This is a genomic window from Desulfotomaculum sp. 1211_IL3151, from assembly GCF_036763075.1.
Classification (GTDB): Bacteria; Bacillota; Desulfotomaculia; order Desulfotomaculales; family Desulfotomaculaceae; genus Desulfotomaculum.
This window is the reverse complement of the sequence record NZ_JBAIYV010000062.1, coordinates 1-20,654: the sequence shown is the minus strand read 5'-3', so window position 1 is coordinate 20,654 and position 20,654 is coordinate 1. Positions and strand designations below refer to the sequence as shown.

The window sequence follows — 20,654 nt, the reverse complement described above, 5'->3', positions numbered from 1 at the left end:
ACATGGACAATCGACAGAGATTAAAAACACTTTTAACCATCGGCTTAATTATCGTATGCTGTGTTTCACTCTTTTTTGCAGAGAGTTACTTAGACAATTTTAAAGCCAGGGTACTTAACTTGGCTGCTATTTTTGTTATTTTAGGTGCCAGTATGAACCTGGTACTTGGGTTTACTGGTATGTTTTCCTTGGGACATGCCGGTTTCATGTGTGTGGGAGCCTATGTTTCTGCCATTTTAACCATGTCACCGGAAAGTAAAGAAATGATTTATTTTATGGAACCCATTGTACCTGCCCTGGCCAATATACACTGGCCTGTTCTGCCGGCAATTTTTATGGCGGGTTTGGTGGCGTCATTTTTTGGTTTTCTGATCGGGTTCCCGGCCTTACGTCTGCGGGATGACTATTTGGCCATCGCCACGCTAGGGTTCGGTGAGATTATCCGGATTATTGTGACCAATACCATTACAATTACCAATGGTTCCCTGGGACTGAAGAATATTCCTTCCATTAAAAGTATGTACCTTTACTGGGGTGTTGCTATCATCACCATCCTGGTTTTAAAACAACTGATTAATAGTAGTTGGGGCTACGCCTTCAAGGCCATCCGGGATAATGAAATCGCTGCTGAAGCGATGGGTATTGATGTTTTTAGGCACAAATTATTATCCTTTACCGTGGGAGCTTTTTTTGCCGGGGTAGCGGGGGCACTGATGGGTCACTTAATTACCTCCATTGACCCCACGATGTTTAGGTTCTTATTTACCTTCCAAATCCTGCTTATTATCGTCTTGGGCGGCTTAGGCAGCCTAACCGGGTCTGTTATCGCCGGCTTAGTGATAACGATTATGATGGAAGTATTGCGTTTTGTGGAGCAGCCCATGAACCTCTTTGGGTTGGTCATACCAGGCATTCCGGGAATGCGTATGGTAATCTTCTCACTGCTGCTGCTGATGGTTATCCTCTTCTACCGCCAGGGTCTGATGGGAACCAGGGAATTTAACTGGGATTGGATTCTGAACAAGCTTGGCGTTAAACCCGACAAAGGAAAGGGGGTTGGGGCAAATGGCTAACACCCAGTCACTTTTAGCTACAGATAATATTACGATGCAATTTGGTGGGCTCAGGGCGGTTTCCAACCTGGCTTTAAAGGTAGCTCCCAAGCAAATCGTTGGCTTAATTGGACCCAACGGGGCTGGCAAAACCACTGCTTTTAATATGATTACCGGTGTGTACAAGCCCACCTCGGGACGCATCGTATTTGATGGTAACGATATTACAGGTCTTAAACCCAACAAGATTACCGAATTAGGCATTGCTCGAACCTTCCAAAACATCCGGCTCTTCTCGAGTATGACGGTGTTGGAAAATGTGCTGCTAAGTAAGCATGTTAGGCTCAAGGCCAATTGGCTCGAAGCTATTTTTGCCTTACCCAGGTATACCAGATCCCGCAAGAAACACATTGAGGAATGCATGGATTTACTGGATCAGGTTCAACTGGCCGATCTAGCCCATGAACAGGCCACTTCCCTACCCTATGGCAAGCAGCGGCGGTTGGAGATTGCCCGAGCGATGGCTACTCAACCTAAAATGATTCTGCTGGATGAACCTGCGGCCGGGATGAACCCCCAAGAATCTCTGGAACTAATGGATTTTATTGCGAAGATTCGAGATCAATTTAATCTTACGGTCTTAATGATTGAACACCATATGGAGGTTGTTATGGGCATTTGCGAGCATATTGTGGTATTAGACCACGGCGAACCCATTGCCCAGGGAACACCAACAGAGATCCAGAATAATCAGCAGGTTATCGAAGCTTATCTTGGGGCGGTGGATGAAAGTGCTTAAAATTGAGGACTTACATGTATACTACGGTGGTATCCATGCACTAAAGGGTATTACCCTGGAAGTACCGGAGAATAAAATTGTTACCTTGGTTGGTGCAAATGGTGCCGGTAAAAGTACCACCCTCAGGGCAATCAGCAACCTAGTACCAGCGGCCCAGGGTAAAATTAGCTTTCGGGGAGAAGATATCACAAAAACGAAGACAGCAGAGATCGTCAAGAAAGGTATTACCCTGGTACCGGAAGGACGGCGTATTTTTGCCAACCTTACGGTGTTAGAAAATATAAATATGGGAGCCTTTTCCCGGAAGGACAAAGATGGCATCAAGAAGGACATCCAGAAAATCTATGAAATGTTTCCCCGACTCAAGGAAAGGGAATGGCAGGCAGCGGGCACACTTTCCGGAGGGGAGCAGCAAATGTTGGCCATTGGCAGAGCCCTCATGTCTCGGCCGGCTCTTTTAATGATGGATGAACCTTCCCTAGGTTTAGCACCTTTGCTTGTAAAAGAAGTGTTTCGGATTATCAAAGATATCTATAACGATGGGATGACCATCCTATTAATTGAACAAAACGCCACCGCGGCCTTAAAAGCCGCAGACTATGGTTATGTATTGGAAACAGGAAATATTGTGCTGCAAGGTCCCGGTAAGGAATTGGCAGACAATGATGAGGTAAAACGAGCATATTTAGGCAAAGCATAAAAAATGCGACAGGGGCGGTTTCCCTGTCGCATTCATTTTATTCAAGAATTTTTTCAATATATTTAGGCAAAACAAAAGCGGCTTTGTGAACTTCGGGGGTGTAATATTTTGATTCTATTTTTAACATCCGTTGCGGATTAATATTGTCCAATTGATATTTCTTGGAACCAACTGTAAAGCTCCAGAAACCGGCAATATAGGTGGGTTCACAGGTTAAGTATGGCCGTGCCAATGGGAACACTTGCATGATATTTTGGACTGCCTGACGGTAGTGAGTGCTAAAGCTGGGTGAACCAGTTTGGGAAACAAATACGCCATCGTCTTTTAAAGCCTTAAAAATGTCCTGATAAAATTCCTTGGCAAACAGATTCATAGAGGGACCACTGGGGTCCGTACAGTCCACCAGGATAACATCATAACAGGCAGCACATTGTTTAACAAATTTTAAACCGTCCACGGTCATAATGTTAACCTTATGCGAAGACAGGGCCTGGCTGATTTCTGGCAGCCATTTTTTACTTACTTCTATGACACGCTCGTCTATTTCGATGAGGTCAACCGTTTCTACGGATGGGTGTTTGAGAATTTCCCGTACCGCCCCGCCGTCCCCACCACCAATAATCATCACCTGCTTCGGTTCTGGGTGAATCATCAGGGGAATATGAGCAATCATTTCATGATAGATAAACTCAAACCGGGTTGTGGTTTGTACAATGTTATCCAGCAGCAGGGCACGTCCTAATTCCGGTGATTCAATGACGGCAATTTCCTGATAGCGGGATTTCTCTGCATGTAAAATGTTATTCACTCGCCAAGATACCTTATAGCTGTCTGTGTGCTGTTCGGTAAACCAAAAGTCTAGCATTGCAATACCTCCTTAATTAACTCTCCTGGTCATTCGTCACCTCTCTAATGAATATTCAGAAAAACACGATTAACATTATAGCATGAATGGGGCTATTTTAAAAGGCTACAGGAGAGCCTTCGGACACAGACAGGTAGAGACAAAATGGTGCCCAAAAAAAGGGTCCTCAAAGAGGACCGTTCAGAGGAGGGTAGTTGTCTAACATAATTTTACCGGATAGATCTCACGGTTTAATTACAAAAATATTACAAAAGTATAAATAATACCCAAGTAGGCATTTAAATGATAAAATAACGTCATCCCTAATAAAATAACGGGGTGATGTGATGTCTAACATAAGGGAAGAGGTTAATCATTTATTAAAAGAAGGGCGCTATCAGGAACTGGTAGCCAAGGCCCTTGAGAGTCCGGGAATACTGCGGTATTTGTTTCGATTACTATATCATCCCTATGGATTGACCAGATGGCGTGCCATTGAAGGTTTAGGCTGCATAACCCAAGCTCTGCAGCAGCAAAATCCTGAGGCAGTGCGGGAGGTTATTCGAAGGCTGCTGTGGTCCATGAATGATGAGTCTGGTACCACTGGTTGGAGTTCCCCGGAAGCCATCGGTGAGATTATCCGGAGGAATCCGGAGGAATATAGGGAGTTTATTTCCATTGTAGTAAATGCCTCCGAGGAGGAAATTTTTCACCGGGGCATTGCCTGGACCCTGGGGCGGGTTGGTTCCCTGCGACCGGATTTGGTACAGGAATTTATACCGTTGCTTAAGGACTTTCTCTTACATCCGAGACCAGAAGTAAGGGGATATGCAGCAAGGTCCTTAGGGCAAATAGGGCCAACTGCCAAGGAAGCACTGCCGACTTTGCAGGGTTTATTAAAGGACCACCGGGAAATTGAGGTTTATCAAGGAAATGAGCTTGCTAATGTTAAGCTAGGAGATTTGGCACAGGTCGCAATTCATAGTATTAGCGGTGAATCATACAAACCGACTTAAACCCGGTGTTTCACGCCGGGTTTGTATTTGTATTCGGAGTTTATGCTTGCTTGAACTGTGGCTGACATCGTGTTTCTTATTTTATTTCAAAAAAACTAAGATTTAGTGTAATAATTAGTCGACTCAATACGTCATAAATAAAGAGAAAACTTTTGGGGGGAAGCTTGTTGGAAGTAGAGAAGAATGAGTTAAGCAGGTTCAAAAAAATGCAGTTACGTTTCAGGGGACTTCCCCGCTGGCTAAAATGGCTATTGGGGGTCGTTATTTTATTTTCTATTATTGGCTTGACGGTGCTGCAAAGCCTCGGCAAGGGAGGAGTGGTGGTACAAACAGCCAAAGTAGAAAAGAAAGATATTGAACAAAGTGTGATGGCTACGGGGAAATTGGAGGCTGCGGAAAAACAAGAGTTTTTCACACCGGTGGACAGTACTTTAATGGAGCTTTCGGTAAAAGTTGGGGATAGAGTTAAAAAGGGTGATGTCTTAGGGCGTCTTGATACCCAGGAATTGGGACGACTTTACCAACAGGCCCTGTCCCGGCTGGCTGGTTTAGAGGCACAGCTGGCCAGGGCTAAAGGCAGTAATGACCAACTAAACTTGGACTATAGCAAAGTTGCCCATGAGAAAGCAAAAAATGACCTTGATAGAATTACCAAGCTATATCATGAAGGGGCTGTGGCTATAACAGAATTGGAACAGGCTAAGGTGTCCTTTGCCCGGGCAGAGACGGATTACCAAGAAATTTTGCTTAGGGTGCAACAGGGGGCCACGGACAAGGAAATCTCTTCCCTGGCAGCCCAGGTGGCCCTGGGGCAGCAGGAAGTGGCCCAAGCTAAGGAACGTTTGGATTTAGCTAACTTTATTGTACAGCAGGATGGTGTGGTGCTTTTTGTAGGAAAAGAGAAGGGAAACCGTGTCCTAGAGGGTACACGGTTGCTGGAGGTTGGCAGTGATAGTAAGCTGGAGGTTAATGCCAACGTTAACGAAATCGATGCTGGAACCCTTAAGGTTGGACAACCTGTAACCATCACCTGTACATCTTTGCCCGGTAAAGAATTTAGCGGGGAGGTTACCAGGGTGGCTGGAATAGCGATCCCAGATAATGGTACCGGTGGCAGCGGCAATACATATGTACCAGTAACGATACAAGTAAAGGGAGAAACAACCGGTCTTAAACCGGGTTATACAGTAGACATCAGTATCGTAACCATGGAGGGGAAAAGAGTAATCGCTTTACCCTTTGAGGCATTGGTAAGCCAAAATGGGGAAAAGTATGTCTTTGTAGTGAAGGATGGGGTTGTAAAGAAGCAAAGGGTTAAAACCGAAAGAGGCAATGAATTGTATGACATCGTAGTTAACGGATTAAAAGAGGGGGAAGAAATTGTTCTTAGTCCGTCACCAGCTTTAAAAGATGGCCTAAGGGTTGTCACGGGAGTAAAAAATGATAAAGGTAAATAATTTAAGAAAAGTATACAGGACTGGCTCTATTGCTGTGGAGGCCCTCAAGGATGTGACCTTAACCATCGGGAAGGGTGAGTTTGTGGCCGTAATGGGACCGTCGGGATCAGGCAAATCAACCTTTATGAATCTGCTGGGCCTATTGGACAGCCCTTCCGAGGGCTCATACTGGCTGGAGGGACGCCAGGTCTCGGCACTGGACACAAATGAATTGGCCAGACTTCGCAACCAAAAGCTAGGTTTTGTTTTTCAAGCCTTTAATTTGATACCGGCTCTTTCCGCACTTAAGAATGTAGAATTACCCATGCTTTATGCCGGGGTAAAGCCTGAAGAACGACGGCGGAGGGCCAGCTTTGCCTTAGAAAGGGTGGGCTTGGGAGAACGTTTGCAACATCGCCCGAATGAACTTTCCGGGGGACAAAACCAACGGGTGGCCATTGCCAGGGCCATTGTCAATAGCCCGGCGGTTATTATGGCGGATGAACCAACGGGTGCCCTGGACACGAAGACCGGTGAGGAAATCATGGGGATTTTTAAAGAACTTCACCAAGAAGGAACAACGATTGTTTTGGTTACCCACGAACCGGACATTGCCAGGCATGCTAAACGGATTCTGCGTTTTAAGGATGGATTATTAATTAGTGATGAAGAGGTACCCGAGCATGCCTCTGCAGCAGAGGTGAGTTATGAACCTTAAGGAATTTATTTTAGTTGGGCTGGAAGGCCTGCGCAACAATAAACTACGGACCTTTTTAACCACCTTAGGCATTGTGGTGGGCATTGCTGCGGTTATTTCGGTAATTGCCATTGGTGAAGCCGGCAAAGCAATGATCATGACTGAAATGGAGAGTTTTGGTACCAATCTATTTCAGGTCTATCCTAACTATCGGGAGGGAGAGGTTGTCCGGCCAGTTGAGTTTACCAAGCAGGATGTGGCGGTAATTAAAAAGCTGGCACCGGAAGTGAAGTACTTAGCACCGGTTAAGTACGACCGAGGTGAGGTAAGGGCTAAAACAGGTAAAAAGACCACGCGTATCATTGGTACCACAGCCGATTACAAGGGGATCCGAAATATAGAGATTTTATATGGCAGGTTCTTTAGTGAAGAGGATGATGCAGTAGGTAAAAGGGTTGTGGTTTTAGACGAGATGCTGGCAAATGAAATCTTTGATGTAGAAAACCCGGTGGGGCAGCCAGTGATCCTGCAAGGTAGTGCTTTTGTGGTTATTGGGGTGATAAAAAAAGCAGAATCGGCTATTCCCGGTATGAACCCGGATAACTATGCCTACGTACCGATATCAGCCACGCCCGGGGGCACCCGCTGGGAATATGTTAGTTCCCTGATGGGCAGTGCTGCCAGCAGAGAAGAGGTCTACCAAGCAATGGATCGGGTCAAGCTGATACTGGAGCGGCGGCATAATGCCCCGGATCATTATGCCTTGTATAGTATGGAACAAGAGATGCAAACAGTAGGCAAGGTTACTGGTATTATTGGTTTGGTGATCGGTTGTATTGCGGGCATTTCCCTGCTGGTGGGAGGCATCGGGGTCATGAATATCATGCTGGTATCGGTTACTGAAAGAACGAGAGAAATCGGCATACGCATGGCCCTGGGTGCCCAACGGAAGGATATATTATTGCAATTTTTGATCGAAGCCATTGTCCTATGTGCCGTTGGCGGACTGATTGGTATTCTAGTTGGTTACGGAGGTGCGCTGCTGGTAGCTTTGGTACTTAAGCTGCCGCCACTGGTTTCCTGGTGGGTAGTGCTCGCTGCTTTCCTGTTCTCAGCCTTGATTGGCGTGTTCTTTGGTCTTTATCCTGCCAATAAAGCTTCACGGCTAGATCCGATTGTGGCATTACGCAGGGAGTAATTAAGGGGTGTCGTTCGCTGCTAATAAGCAGTTTGACGACACTCCTGTTTTTTTAGATAGTTTAAACCTTCCTCTTAGAGGGGGGGACAGCGAAGCTACGGGGGAGTCCTCAGCCAGGCAACAAGATACCTGACACCATCAAATGGCAGCTATTTTAAAATAAGGACGGCAGGAAATAGAGTGGGTTTCGCAGAAAAGTAACATGTTATGTAAAAGGAGATGTAGCTATGTATGCAGACAGGCCTAAAGTAAACCCCTATTTGGTGATCCTGTTGGGGGTTTTGACCATGGGCTTATCCAGTATTTTTACCAAATTGGCCGAGGCCCCACCCTTAATCATCGCGGTATATCGGCTGGGGTTTACTCTTTTGCTGATTGCTGCCCCAACCTATTTTTCAGGTCGTAAGGAATTAGGCCGGATTCAAAAAAAGGATTTCCTCTTTGCTTGCTTATCCGGAGTATTTTTGGCCCTGCACTTTGCTGTTTGGATTAGCTCTTTGAATTATACCTCAGTGGCCAGCTCCACTGTGTTGGTTACCATGCAGCCTCTTTTTGTTATTACAGGGGGCTACTTTTTATACAAAGAGCGGATAGGCCGGGCCGGTCTTTTAGGAGCTGGCCTAGCCCTTGGGGGAAGTATATTGATTGGCATCAATGATTTCCAGGTGGGCGGACAAGCCCTGTGGGGAGATATGTTAGCCTTTGCCGGTGCTTTTTTTGTGGCTGTCTATGTACTTATTGGCAGACACCTGCGAACCAGAATGTCGGTTCTGCCCTACACCTTCTTGGTATATGGTGCTGCCACCCTGGTGCTGCTTTTGCTGAATATGGTTTGGGGTTCATCCTTCTACCCATACCCTGCCATGACCTGGGTCTGGTTCCTTTGTCTAGCCATTTTTCCAACCATCTTTGGCCATTCCCTTTTCAGTTGGGCGCTTAAATATGTCAAGGCCGCAGTGGTCTCCGTTAGTATTTTAGGTGAGCCGGTGGGTGCCACCATTTTAGCCTACTTTGTCTTTCAGGAAGCTCCCACGGCCATGCAGCTTGCCGGGGGGTGTATAATTATTTGCGGGTTGTATATTTTTATTAATTCCCAAAGAAAGGCACAATTGCAAAGCGGGGAAGCTTAAGACGCAAGTTCAATTAATTGAGGTTTGCCAGGGTATTGCCGCTGCGGCTTGGCAAAACGGGCACCTGGTATCACTTACACTGCCTCAGGCCAGCAAAGAAGAGGCCATTGCCTAGCTAAAAATGGATCAAAACAATTTGAAACCCTGTACGGATCTGAATTTTTACCAGCGGCTGTAAATAGCCGCTGGTTTTTATTTGTGACAGAATAAAACAATATAAATGGTAATAAATACCAAAAACCAAGCATAATATTGGTAGAAGAACATATACTTGAGGGGTGGTTTTTGTGCCAAGGAGATTGCTAGTTGTTTTGGTGTTTTTTATTTTTATGAGTGGATCGGCCTATGCGGAAGCTTCAGTTGCCCTAGATGGTAGGCTGCTTAAGGACTGTCAGTTAATAATAGTGGAAAAACAAGTCATGCTGCCCCTACGACCAATTTTTGAGGAGGCTGGGTATAAGCTAGAATCAAACCTGCCAGAGGGGATTATTATAGGGCGCAAGGGACAAAATTTTGTTCAGATTAACCTAAGGCAGCCGGGGGGAGTCCTAAATCAAACCGACCTGAATTTAAACACAGCACCTCGATTAATTGCAGGAAGGGCCTATCTATCCGTTCAGGATATTTGTCATATTCTTAATTTGGAAAATAGGGAGGAACCCGGTCTGAAGTTTATTTCCCTATCTCATCGTCCTGAGATGACCAAAGAAGGAGTGATTGGCCACCTATTATCCGCTGACAGGCAAATGTTACGGGTAGAATATTATAATAACCCCGAGTTTTTAGCTCAACATCAGATTGCACCTTCTCCTAAAATACAGAGCAAAGAGGATTTAATAAAGCACCTAAGTAATTACTGGGATCAAACCTTTATAGACAGCATCTGGCAAGAAGCCTCTCAAGATGGTCAATATATAGGTTTTTTCACCGAGGGGTCCATACCCCTGCTCTATAATAAGGAATTAAATGTAACGTACTTATCTCCAGCGGAAGCTAAAATTCATGCCCTAATGCCTATCTGGGGCGAGGATAGCCTTACAGAATTTGAGGAGATTGTTTATACCTTACACAAAAATGAAGGGGGTAAATTAATTATTACAGATATTCAGTTCCCATAAAAGGTTAAAAATAGTAAAGGCCCGCGCGGGCCTTTACTTAGTTATTCCGGTTACGGATTCCTCTTTGTTGATTACATAGGGAGAAAGCCCTGCCCACCTGTCGCCCCATTGGTGCCCCCATGAAGGTTGCTAAACCCAATCCAAAGGCAATGGCGGTGGGAAAAACCCACCAGGCATGATGTTGCTTTTCTGAAGCAAAGTTCATGGTTCATCCCTCCTGGGATTATTGTACCTAGAAAGGAGCCGTTTATTCCAATAATATATTTTTTTAATCAAAAAAACTGCCGCCCCGGAGGTGAGGGCGGCTGTTAGAGGAGGAGGCTGTTGGTATAAAAATTTTAGTACTTAATAATGTGCAAGAATTCTGTAATTTAGAACAGGAAAAAATAGTAGATATAATAGAGAGAGCCTGGATTGCGAGTTCCCTATGGTTCGCTATCTTGAAAAATACATGGAATGGATGTATACTATTGAGTATATTGGCTTGAAGCCAATCGAGAAGTGCAGAAGTACTTCGTAGTTTCGTTTGGCGCATAATAAATCTGAAATGTATACTCATGAAGGTATACGGTTTTTCTGTAGATAAACCGTATGCCTTTTTTGTATTCCGGTAACACGAACAAACCAGGGACAAAAGGCATGGTTTTGAGTGTAAATCAAAATCTTTAGGAGGGCAACGAGGAATGAAGAGAGCTCTTTCCCTGATTTCAGCGGTTTTACTACTGCTGACAGCTTTAGCTGGCTGCAGCCAAAAAACTTACGATGCTCCTAATGCCGGAGCGGTTAAAAAGGATTCGGTCATCATAGCGATGGGAACAACCTCTGAGCCTGAAGCTGGCTTCGACCCTGCTTATGGCTGGGGAGCCGGGGAACATATGCATGAGCCGTTGATTCAGAGCACCTTAACGGTTACGACCCAAGATTTGGAGATTGCATACGACCTGGCTACGGATGTATCTGTAAGCGGGGATGGACTCCTGTGGACGGTCAAGATCCGCAAGGATGTATATTTTACCGACGGCGAGAAGCTTACAGCCAGCGATGTAGCCTTTACCTACAATACCGTCAAGGCAGAAAGCTCTGTCAACGACTTTACCATGCTGGATAAAGCAGAGGCTGTCGATGAGGTCACGGTTCAGTTTCATATGACGAAGCCCTATTCTATCTGGCCCTACACGATGGCTATTGTTGGGATTATGCCGGAGCATGCTTATGGCCCGAATTACGGTCAGAATCCCATAGGCTCGGGTCGGTATATACTTAAACAGTGGGACAAAGGACAGCAGGTCATCCTTGAAGCCAATTCGGATTATTACGGTGACGAAATACTCATGAAAAAAGTAACCATTGTGTTCATGGATGAGACGGCTGCTTTTGCTGCGGTAAAATCCGGTCAGGTGGATTTGGCATATACCGCCGCTTCCTACTCTGACCAGGTGATTGAGGGATATGAACTCTTAAATTTTGCAACAGTCGACAACCGTGGTTTTAATTTGCCGACAATTCCCGCTAACGGCGAAATCGGTAATGACATAACAAGTGATATTGTGATTCGCAAAGCAATTAACATGGGGATAAACCGCAAGCAGATGATCGACAATGTACTGAATGGTTATGGTACACCGGCTTATAGTGTTTGCGACAAGATGCCTTGGTTTAACGAAGACACGGTGGTCGAATACGATTTTAAGGGATCTCTCACCATACTTGAGGACGCCGGTTGGGTTGCAGGCGAGGACGGCATTCGCGTTAAGGACGGGCTTCGCGCAGAAATCAGCATCATCTACCCGGCAAGCGACTCTGTAAGGCAGGCCTTAGCCGCAGACGCAGCCAATCAGATCAAGGCATTGGGCATTGACGTTACCGTTGAGGGTGTTGGCTGGGACGTGGCCTATAGCCGCGCTCAAAGCGAACTTATGACATGGGGTTGGGGTGCACATACGCCCATGGAGCTCTATAATATCTATCACACCATGCCGGAAACGGGCTTGGCGGAATATTCCCCCTATGCCAACCGTACTGTTGACGCTTATATGGATGAAGCACTTTCCACAAGCGATTTGAGTGCTTCCTATGAGCTGTGGCAAAAGGCGCAGTGGGACGGAACAACCGGAACTGCTGATGACGTTGCATGGGTATGGCTGGTCAATATCGATCACCTGTATTGGTCTAATGAAAACCTGCAGGTGGCTGAGCAAAAGCTGCATCCGCACGGTCACGGGTGGTCTATTGCGAACAATGTCGATCAATGGAGTTGGAAATAATATTATGAATTGAGGCGTTATAAGAGATGGCCTCCATGCGGCCTCCTCTTATAGGGGTTTTTGTGGATGAAAAAAACGACAGTTTTTCTTTTAAAAAATTTCATGCGACTGATACTGCTTTTGCTGTGTGTAAGCATACTGGCATTTTTTCTGGTGTCGGTATCTCCTATTGACCCTTTGCAGGCCAACATCGGACAAACCGCCCTTGGATCGCTTAGCCAAGAGCAAATCGCAAAACTGGAGGGCTATTGGGGTGTTAACGATCCCCCGGTCGAGCGTTATCTTTCTTGGGCGGGGGATTTCATTCGTGGCGACATGGGTGTTTCATTGCTGTATCGTCAGGATGTTTCTTCTGTCATCAGACAGAAACTCTCCAATTCGTTGCTGCTGCTGGCCTTTGCGTGGATCATTTCGGGAGTTGTTGGGTTTACCCTTGGCGTGGTTGCCGGAGCCAACAGAAACAAGCCGATAGATAAAATCATAAAAGGATATGCCCTAATAACTGCCAGCATCCCGGCGTTTTGGCTCGCACTGGTTTTTTTGTTGTTATTCTCTGTTTGGTTAGGAATGCTGCCCATTGGCTTGAGTATCCCGATCGGTGCGGATGCGGCTTCTGTAACGCTGCTTGACAGATTACGGCATGCCATTCTTCCGGTGGTCGTATTAAGTATGACAGGTATATCCAATATTACCCTGCACACCCGAGAAAAAATGATTGATGTGATGGAAAGTGAATATGTGTTGTTTGCCTTTGCCCGTGGCGAAAAAAAGAGAGCCATTATTTTTCGCCACGGCCTTCGCAATGTTATGATTCCCGCCATAACGCTGCAATTCGCTTCAATTAGTGAGATATTTGGCGGTTCTATTCTTGTTGAGCAGGTTTTTTCGTATCCCGGTCTCGGCCAAGCGGCAGTATCAGCCGGACTTGGCGGAGATATTCCGCTCTTGATGGGGATTACCGTCATCAGTGCCGCAATTGTCTTTGCGGGGAACTTTATCGCAAATTTGCTTTATGGCGCAGTTGACCCCCGGATCAGAAGGGGGATGGAGGGATGAGGTGGAATCGCAGAAAAACCGCTCTGATACTGCTTATCCTAGCCAGCCTGTTCATTATAACCATTCTTGTTTTAGGAAATGTCCTTATGGCTGCGGCAACGGAGACGGACTTTAGCCGAAAAAATCAAGCGCCCTCTTGGCAGTTTCTTTTTGGAACGGATTGGTTAGGGCGCGATATGTTTTTCCGTACCTTGGTGGGGCTTTCTATGAGTATTCGAATCGGTTTGCTCACAGCGACAATAAGTGCGTTGATTGCTTTGGTGTTGGGCTCTTTGTCAGCCATGATGGGAAAAGCAGTTGATTCATTTGTCACTTGGCTGATTGATCTGCTCATGGGAATTCCCCATATGCTGCTACTAATTCTTATTTCTTTTGCCTGCGGCAAAGGATTTTGGGGCGTTGCCGTAGGCGTGATGCTCACACACTGGATGTCCCTTGCGCGTGTCATGCGAGGGGAGATTCTACAGCTTAAACAAAGCGGCTATGTACAGGTGGCAAGAAAGCTTGGTTCCGGGAGATTAAAAGTTTTGGTTTTGCATATGCTGCCTCATTTATTGCCGCAGTTTGTCGTGGGATTGATCTTGCTTTTTCCTCATGCGATATTGCATGAGGCGAGCATTACCTTTTTAGGATTTGGCTTATCACCCGAACAACCGGCTATTGGTATTATATTATCCGAAAGCATGAGATACTTGGTTACCGGAAACTGGTGGCTTGCCGTTTTTCCCGGAATTTCCCTTGTGCTTTTAGTCGTTCTATTCGACTATATCGGGAACACGCTGCGCAAGCTGCTTGATCCGAATACCGTACATGAGTAGGAGGGTATAAATGGATAAGACGCCGATTCTCGATGTACGCAAACTATCTGTTTCGTTCTCTCAATACACCACTGCATTAATAAAGCACCGGTTACAGGTGATTAGTGACTTGCGTGTAAAGCTTTATAGCAACGAAATTGTCGCAGTAGTGGGGGCAAGCGGCAGCGGCAAAAGCCTGCTCGCCCATGCTATATTAGGATTATTACCTTATAATGCTTCTCTTGGCGGTGAAATACTCTACCAAGGGAGTCCGCTGACCCCTAAGAGGATCGAACAGCTTCGAGGCAAAGAAATTGTACTTGTTCCGCAAAGCGTCTCCTATCTTGATCCCCTTATGAAAGTCGGCACACAGATTCGCAACGGCAAGACAGATCAGGAGACCCAGAGAAAAGCAACAGCGACCCTGCAGCGTTATGGCCTTGGGGCAGAAACGGAAGTGCTGTATCCCTTTGAGCTTTCCGGCGGTATGGCGCGCAGAGTGCTTATTGCCACAGCTGTGATGGCAAGTCCCAAACTAGTAATAGCTGACGAGCCAACACCGGGGCTTCATATTAGCGCTGCCAAAGGTGTTCTTGAGCACTTTCGTGAGATCGCCAACGAAGGTGCTGCGGTACTTCTTATCACGCATGATTTAGAGTTGGCTGTAGAGGTGGCTGACCGTGTGGTAGTATTTTACGCCGGAACGATCCTTGAAGAAGCCAGTGCCTCTGATTTTAGAGACGTATCAAGGCTGCGGCATCCGTATACAAAAGCATTGTGGCACGCAATGCCGCAAAACGGGTTTAAAGCAATAGAGGGGATGCAGCCCTATGCCTCAGACAAGCCACGCGGTTGTCCATTTTTCAACAACTGTGGCTTTGCACAAAAGAACTGCGATGCGGAAGTACCCTATCGCAAAATGAACGGAGGCTATGTGCGTTGCATCAGGGGGGAAAGCTGTGCTACTTAAAGGTGAAAATTTATCCTTTCATTATCAAAGCGGAAATCGCCAGATTTTGAATGACTTCTCCCTTGCTATCGAAAGCGGTGAGATTGTCGGCTTGAGAGCTCCCAGTGGTTTTGGCAAAACAACGCTGTGCAAAATCCTTGCAGGATATATTATGCCGGAGAGTGGTCAAGTCACATTAGACGGTAAGCCACTGCAAGCTTATTCAGGCTATTGTCCTGTACAGATGATTTGGCAGCACCCTGAGTTAGTGATCAACCCCCGGCTTCGTATGTTTCAAGTGCTCAAGGAAGCGGGCGATATTGATGATCGTATCATACAGGGTCTCGGGATTCAAGAAGGATGGCTGCGCCGTTATCCGATGGAGCTTTCCGGAGGCGAACTGCAGCGCTTTTGCATTGCCCGTGCATTAGTGAGTAAAACCAAATTCCTGCTTGCTGATGAAATCAGTACAATGCTTGATTTAATAACGCAGGCGCAAATATGGAAATTTCTCGAAGAAGAAATGGCTTACCGCAATTTAGGCGTACTGATCGTCAGCCACTCAGAACCCCTGTTGCAGAAACTGTGTTCGCGTCACTTGGATATGTCGACAGACGCCTGTTGGGAACAAGCACATAAACGCCGCAAAACGCAAAAAGCCCCGGTGTAAAACAATCACCGGGGTTGTGCTTTTGCCCCGCAACGGGGCGGAAAGCTCTGATATAGGGGGCTTTTTGAGTAAAAATTAAGATAGCCGCCTTCGTATTAAAGGCGGCTATCTTATCTGGCGGAGCTGACGGGAGTCGAACCCGCGTTCTCCTGCGTGACAGGCAGGCATGTTAGGCCACTACACCACAGCTCCATTATGGTGGGCGATGACGGGATCGAACCGCCGACATCCTGCTTGTAAGGCAGGCGCTCTCCCAGCTGAGCTAATCGCCCTCGTTCACTGACAATTGATATAATAACAAAATTATAACACTAAGTCAATATTTTTTTACATATTTTTTATTAGGATACAGAGTAACCAAAAGTATGGAAGACAAGCAGTATTTGGTGAAGAGGATATAGGTAAGGTAATGTTTTTGATGATTAGAAATAACACGAAAAGGGATATTTAAAGAATAATCGTTTGAACTCAGGGGTTAGATGAGATAATGGGAATGTAAAGCACGATTTTAAATGATAAAATAGATATTAGTTGAGTGTTTCAATCGTATTTTAATGCCCAAAATTTTGAGGTGTTTATATGCATACAGAAGATATTTTATTATCGACAAAGTATATTCAAAAATGGTGCGAATCAGCTTCGATTTACCAACGGGGGGTCTCTTATTTCAGACAAGGGCGTGTACTTGAGCTTGAGCAGGATCCGACATATAAGACTTGGTTTGCCCAGGTGGCTGGCAGTGAGGTATATTCGGTAGAGGTTAGGTTAATGGGACGTGACATAGATGCCAGTTGCGACTGCCCCGCCTATCAAACCCATTGGACCTGTAAACATATAGTGGCAGCCTTGCTGGAAATTGAACAAATACAACAAAGGGAAGTCAAGCAACCCCAGAGGGGTATGGCAAGATCGGCAAAGGCTGAACTGGATTCACGCAAATATTACAAAACAGGTCAATTGATTGATTCCTTTGTAAATAAACCCACCAATGTAGATGAACGAAACCACCATAAACAGATATTAATAGTTGAATATATTATCAAGGGGTATGCCACAGGATCTTTTCACCGTAACAATTTACTTAAGCTAGAGTTAAAGACAGGTGAAAAACGGCCTTATATTGTTAAAAATATTCACGAATTCCTACAGTGTATGGAAAACCAGGTTAGCTACTATTTCACAAAGAAGTTCACCTATCAACCATCGGAACATGCTTTTTCAGCAGAGGATCTAGAAGTAATTAAAATCCTTCAGGAGATCAGCAAACAGGAGGAATTTTATCACCGGCAACAGAGTTACTATCATTCTGGAATAGGGGAGGAGCGGGCACTGTGTATTCCGCCCATGGTGGCAGATAAGCTGTTTGCAAAACTACAAGGTCGAAATGTAACCTTTGAAGAACAAGTTGGCCTAACCTTTCAACCCGATAGTGAAGAATTTAAACTGCCCTTTCGGTTCAACTTAGAAAAAGGAGCCACCGGGGATTTTCAAATCGATCTGACCTCACTAGAAGGTACCACTTACTATGATTCCTATGGCTGGCTGGTGCAAAATAATATTGTTTATAAATTATCCCCTACTCAGAAAGATTTGTTTGATAATATTAAAAGTTTCTTAAAAGAACCCAATGGAAGTATTCTACAGGTGGCACAAAATCAAATGCAAGGCTTGATCTCCCACGTAATACCGGGATTGCAACGAATTGGTCGGGTGGCAATAGCGGAGCAAGTGTCTGATCAAATCCTAAACCCAGATTTAATTGTCAAGGTATTTGTGGATCGGCAAGCCGAGCGTCTCATGGCCAGAATCGAATATCATTATGGTGACATTATCATTGATCCTTTTCAAAGGGATCAGGTAGAAAAGATTGAGAAAGAAATAATACTCATGCGGCAGGTGGAAAAAGAACAGGAAATTATGAAAATCTTTGAAAACACTCCTTTAAGGTTTAACGGAAGGGAATGTTACCTAGAAGGTGAAGATGAGATTTATGAGTTTCTATATATGTCTCTGCCAAGGCTTCAGGAGCAGGCGGAGCTATTTTTGACCAATGCTGTTAAAGCTCTGATTATGCCCAGGCAACATGCACCTATGACCAAGGTGGATATTAATTCCGAGGGTAATTTATTGGAGATTAACTTTGACCTGGAGGGAATTGACCGCCAAGAGATAACACAGATTTTACAATCCGTGGTGGAAAAAAAGAGGTATTATCGCTTAACCAATGGTGCCTTTATTTCCCTGGAGGACGAAGCCTTTCAAACAATGAACCACTTGTTTGGGGAATTACAACTTCCAAAAGGGTGGTATAAAAAGGAAGCACTCCAACTCCCGGTATATCGTGGCTTGCAAATTGATGGCATCATTAACGGCGCAAACCAGAATTTTGTCAAACTAGGCAAGAAATTTCGCCGCTTAGTTCAAGATCTGAAGAATCCCGAGGCAATTGATTTTGTACTACCAGCAGACCTAAAAGCAACACTGAGGGATTACCAACAGACTGGCTATCAGTGGCTGAAAACCATGGCACATTACAGGCTGGGCGGCATCTTGGCTGATGACATGGGTCTTGGCAAGACGCTGCAAGCCATTGCCTTTCTCCTTTCAGAAAAAATTGAAGCGAAAGGGCAGGAACGAATTTCGCTTGTTGTTTCTCCTGCTTCTCTGGTTTACAACTGGAAAAGTGAGTTTGAAAAATTTGCACCTAATTTAGAGGTTGTGGTAGTTTACGGTACACCTGATGAACGAAGCAGACTTCTACGTGAATGTAAGCCAGATGTCTTTATCACCTCTTATCCATTATTGCGGCAGGATTTTGAATTATATCAAGGGATGGAATTTGATACCCTAATTTTAGATGAGGCACAGGCCATTAAAAACCATTTAACTAAAACGGCCAAAGCAGTCAAAGGTATCCAGGCAGCCAAACGCTTTGCCCTAAGCGGAACGCCAATCGAAAATTCCTTGGATGAACTTTGGTCCCTCTTTGATGCCATACAGCCGGGCTTTTTTCAGAGTCAACGCAGCTTTAGCAATCTGTCACGGGATCGTATTGCCCGGATGGTTCGGCCCTTTATATTAAGGCGGGTAAAACAAGACGTACTAAGAGAGCTGCCGGAAAAAATTGAAACCGTGCATCAATCTGAATTAACCAAAGAACAGAAGGAACTGTATCTTGCTTATTTAGAAAAAATAAGACAGGAAACGAAGGACTCCTTACAAGTCGAGGGATTCGAAAAAAGCCGTATTAAGATCTTGGCAGGATTAACACGTCTTAGACAATTGTGCTGCCACCCTTCCCTCTTTCTGGAAAATTATAACGGCCAGTCCGGTAAACTAGAGCAGCTCATGGAAATGATTGAAAACGCCCTGGAAAATAATCGAAGGCTCTTGGTATTTTCTCAATTTGCCAGTATGTTGCGGCTCATTAGTGAAGAGCTTAATCGAATGAATAAGAGCTATTTTTACCTTGATGGACAAACCCCTGCAAAGGAACGTGTGGAAATGACCCAACGTTTTAATAGTGGGGAGAAGGAGCTTTTTCTTATCTCTTTAAAAGCGGGAGGAACTGGCCTGAATTTAACAGGTGCCGATACAGTGATTTTATATGACTTATGGTGGAACCCTGCCGTAGAAGAACAGGCAGCGGGACGGGCCCACCGCATGGGACAAAGAAATTGTGTTCAGGTGATGAAACTCATTACCAGGGGTACCATTGAGGAAAAAATATACGAGATGCAACAGCAGAAAAAAGAATTAATTGAACAAGTCATTCAGCCGGGGGAAGCAGCCCTGTCTAGCTTATCCGAGGATGATCTTAAAGAAATATTAGGTATTTAGAGTTCTCCCAGGTGGAAAAAATCAACAGCAGGGAAGGATTTTCGAGGGATGTTAAAGCACCAATAAATAAAGAAGGCCGTTGCCTTTCTCCTGGCGGAAAGGCACTAACAGGTAGATGGTGCTATACAGAAGAACATTTAGAAATAGTAAGGTCGGGAGAGAAAGAGCAAAACAGTGGCAAACGAAACCTAGGCATAGGTGGTAAAATATATTAATTGGTAAATTATGTAAAATGATTATGGTAAAAAAATCCCTTGGTATTCATGGTAATACCAAGGGATTTTTTTACTGGAGCTGAGGAAGGGACTTGAACCCTCGACCTATTGATTACGAATCAATTGCTCTACCAACTGAGCTACCCCAGCCTAATTCAATTGCTATAGTATCAAAGACGAACCTAGAATGCAAGTGGTACTTACAAACAAAAGAGGATCTTGCCAAAAAGCAAGATCCTGACATTGGAGCTGCTAATCGGGATTGAACCGATGACCTTATCCTTACCAAGGATACGCTCTACCTACTGAGCTATAGCAGCATAATGAATGGTGGGCGATGACGGGATCGAACCGCCGACATCCTGCTTGTAAGGCAGGCGCTCTCCCAGCTGAGCTAATCGCCCATTGACATGACTTATGTTAACAGAAATAAAAAGACAAGTCAACAAAAATCTATATTTGCGACAACCGTTACAATAACCTTACATTTTGCCACTATTTATTGCTAGTTGTCAACAAGCCCGGGTCTTTGACAGTTGAATAAAGAAAAATTGCCCAAAAGCCTTGATATAGGCTTATTTTTTTGTCTTTTTCTCTTTTGTTTGTATCGTACCTTATCGTACTGTGTTATAATATAAGAAAAGGAGGCAACATTTATAATGAGACTCAAGGTGACCAAGTCTAAAAATGCAGCTTCACTTTATGTAATAAAATCTGTTTATAACAGTAAGACTCAGTCAAATTCCTCAGTGATTGTAGAGAAACTCGGAACCGAAGCCGAACTCAGAGAAAAGTTAAATGGACAGGATCCTTATGAATGGGCTAAAAACTACATTGATGAATTGAATCAAAAGGAAAAAGAACTCAAACGTG

At 44.9% G+C, this 20,654-nt stretch carries 18 protein-coding genes, 5 tRNA genes and 1 pseudogene; 17 read left to right on the top strand and 7 right to left on the bottom strand.

The features are described from left to right. Positions 1-2: 2 nt before the first annotated feature. The 3 genes from V6C11_RS17115 to V6C11_RS17105 are packed head-to-tail and all read left to right on the top strand — an operon-like array spanning position 3 to position 2,551. A complete protein-coding gene (locus tag V6C11_RS17115) occupies positions 3-1,073 on the top strand; it encodes a branched-chain amino acid ABC transporter permease (protein ID WP_333532405.1) in 1,071 nt (356 codons plus the stop codon). After that, positions 1,066-1,851, top strand: a complete 786-nt coding sequence (locus V6C11_RS17110; RefSeq protein ID WP_333532404.1) for an ABC transporter ATP-binding protein — start codon at positions 1,066-1,068, stop codon at positions 1,849-1,851. Before V6C11_RS17115 ends, V6C11_RS17110 begins: the two co-directional genes overlap by 8 nt. Continuing rightward, positions 1,844-2,551, top strand: coding sequence for an ABC transporter ATP-binding protein (locus V6C11_RS17105; RefSeq protein ID WP_333532527.1), 708 nt, complete (start codon positions 1,844-1,846; stop codon positions 2,549-2,551). Before V6C11_RS17110 ends, V6C11_RS17105 begins: the two co-directional genes overlap by 8 nt. Positions 2,552-2,588: 37 nt before the next feature. Here the strand turns inward: V6C11_RS17105 and speE are convergent, their stop codons facing one another. Continuing rightward, the gene (gene speE, locus V6C11_RS17100) at positions 2,589-3,416 is read right to left on the bottom strand and encodes a polyamine aminopropyltransferase (protein ID WP_333532403.1); all 828 of its coding nucleotides are present in this window, start codon (positions 3,414-3,416) and stop codon (positions 2,589-2,591) included. A gap of 326 nt (positions 3,417-3,742) precedes the next feature. Here speE and V6C11_RS17095 point away from each other — a divergent pair, with 326 nt between their 5' ends. From V6C11_RS17095 to V6C11_RS17070, 6 genes are all read left to right on the top strand, one after another. Then, the gene (locus tag V6C11_RS17095) at positions 3,743-4,411 is read left to right on the top strand and encodes a DVU0298 family protein (RefSeq protein ID WP_333532402.1); all 669 of its coding nucleotides are present in this window, start codon (positions 3,743-3,745) and stop codon (positions 4,409-4,411) included. Between the two features lie 167 nt (positions 4,412-4,578). Then, a complete protein-coding gene (locus tag V6C11_RS17090) occupies positions 4,579-5,868 on the top strand; it encodes an efflux RND transporter periplasmic adaptor subunit (protein WP_333532401.1) in 1,290 nt (429 codons plus the stop codon). Continuing rightward, the gene (locus V6C11_RS17085) at positions 5,852-6,565 is read left to right on the top strand and encodes an ABC transporter ATP-binding protein (protein ID WP_333532400.1); all 714 of its coding nucleotides are present in this window, start codon (positions 5,852-5,854) and stop codon (positions 6,563-6,565) included. The genes V6C11_RS17090 and V6C11_RS17085 overlap by 17 nt, the downstream gene beginning before the upstream one ends. Then, positions 6,555-7,742 carry an ABC transporter permease gene (locus V6C11_RS17080; protein ID WP_333532399.1) on the top strand — a complete coding sequence of 396 codons (1,188 nt, stop codon included), beginning with the start codon at positions 6,555-6,557 and terminating at the stop codon, positions 7,740-7,742. The genes V6C11_RS17085 and V6C11_RS17080 overlap by 11 nt, the downstream gene beginning before the upstream one ends. A 227-nt stretch (positions 7,743-7,969) precedes the next feature. Continuing rightward, positions 7,970-8,872 carry a DMT family transporter gene (locus V6C11_RS17075; RefSeq protein ID WP_333532398.1) on the top strand — a complete coding sequence of 301 codons (903 nt, stop codon included), beginning with the start codon at positions 7,970-7,972 and terminating at the stop codon, positions 8,870-8,872. Positions 8,873-9,159: 287 nt separating this feature from the next. After that, positions 9,160-9,990 carry a stalk domain-containing protein gene (locus tag V6C11_RS17070; protein ID WP_333532397.1) on the top strand — a complete coding sequence of 277 codons (831 nt, stop codon included), beginning with the start codon at positions 9,160-9,162 and terminating at the stop codon, positions 9,988-9,990. 37 nt (positions 9,991-10,027) lie between these two features. On the opposite strand, the gene V6C11_RS17065 is transcribed toward V6C11_RS17070, so the two are convergent. Next, a complete protein-coding gene (locus V6C11_RS17065) occupies positions 10,028-10,195 on the bottom strand; it encodes a hypothetical protein (RefSeq protein ID WP_333532396.1) in 168 nt (55 codons plus the stop codon). A gap of 478 nt (positions 10,196-10,673) precedes the next feature. Between V6C11_RS17065 and V6C11_RS17060 the strand changes: the two genes are divergently transcribed. From V6C11_RS17060 to V6C11_RS17040, 5 genes are all read left to right on the top strand, one after another. Beyond that, positions 10,674-12,254: an ABC transporter substrate-binding protein gene (locus V6C11_RS17060; RefSeq protein ID WP_333532395.1), complete on the top strand. Its 1,581-nt coding sequence runs from the start codon at positions 10,674-10,676 to the stop codon at positions 12,252-12,254. Positions 12,255-12,320: 66 nt separating this feature from the next. Then, positions 12,321-13,310, top strand: a complete 990-nt coding sequence (locus V6C11_RS17055; protein WP_333532394.1) for an ABC transporter permease — start codon at positions 12,321-12,323, stop codon at positions 13,308-13,310. Then, on the top strand, positions 13,307-14,128 hold the full coding sequence (locus tag V6C11_RS17050) for an ABC transporter permease (protein ID WP_333532393.1): 822 nt from the start codon (positions 13,307-13,309) through the stop codon (positions 14,126-14,128). Before V6C11_RS17055 ends, V6C11_RS17050 begins: the two co-directional genes overlap by 4 nt. 10 nt (positions 14,129-14,138) lie before the next feature. Then, positions 14,139-15,077 (top strand): ABC transporter ATP-binding protein, encoded by a 939-nt coding sequence (locus V6C11_RS17045; protein ID WP_333532392.1) that lies wholly within the window; start codon positions 14,139-14,141, stop codon positions 15,075-15,077. Continuing rightward, positions 15,067-15,726, top strand: a complete 660-nt coding sequence (locus V6C11_RS17040; RefSeq protein WP_333532391.1) for an ABC transporter ATP-binding protein — start codon at positions 15,067-15,069, stop codon at positions 15,724-15,726. Before V6C11_RS17045 ends, V6C11_RS17040 begins: the two co-directional genes overlap by 11 nt. Positions 15,727-15,841: 115 nt before the next feature. On the opposite strand, the gene V6C11_RS17035 is transcribed toward V6C11_RS17040, so the two are convergent. Together V6C11_RS17035 and V6C11_RS17030 are read right to left on the bottom strand one after the other, a co-directional pair. Then, positions 15,842-15,918, bottom strand: a tRNA-Asp gene (locus V6C11_RS17035). Positions 15,919-15,922: 4 nt separating this feature from the next. Continuing rightward, positions 15,923-15,998 (bottom strand) — tRNA-Val (locus V6C11_RS17030). A gap of 307 nt (positions 15,999-16,305) precedes the next feature. Between V6C11_RS17030 and V6C11_RS17025 the strand changes: the two genes are divergently transcribed. Together V6C11_RS17025 and V6C11_RS17020 are read left to right on the top strand one after the other, a co-directional pair. Further along, positions 16,306-19,566, top strand: a complete 3,261-nt coding sequence (locus tag V6C11_RS17025; RefSeq protein ID WP_333532390.1) for a DEAD/DEAH box helicase — start codon at positions 16,306-16,308, stop codon at positions 19,564-19,566. 11 nt (positions 19,567-19,577) lie between these two features. Further along, positions 19,578-19,781 (top strand): hypothetical protein, encoded by a 204-nt coding sequence (locus V6C11_RS17020; RefSeq protein WP_333532389.1) that lies wholly within the window; start codon positions 19,578-19,580, stop codon positions 19,779-19,781. A 74-nt stretch (positions 19,782-19,855) separates the two neighbouring features. Here V6C11_RS17020 and V6C11_RS17015 read toward each other — a convergent pair. The 3 genes from V6C11_RS17015 to V6C11_RS17005 form a co-directional block, all read right to left on the bottom strand. Then, positions 19,856-19,931, bottom strand: a tRNA-Thr gene (locus tag V6C11_RS17015). A 94-nt stretch (positions 19,932-20,025) separates the two neighbouring features. Next, positions 20,026-20,101, bottom strand: a tRNA-Thr gene (locus tag V6C11_RS17010). A gap of 8 nt (positions 20,102-20,109) precedes the next feature. Next, positions 20,110-20,185 (bottom strand) — tRNA-Val (locus V6C11_RS17005). Between the two features lie 255 nt (positions 20,186-20,440). Here V6C11_RS17005 and V6C11_RS17000 point away from each other — a divergent pair. Next, a pseudogene (locus V6C11_RS17000) lies at positions 20,441-20,654 on the top strand (IS1634 family transposase); the annotation flags it as partial.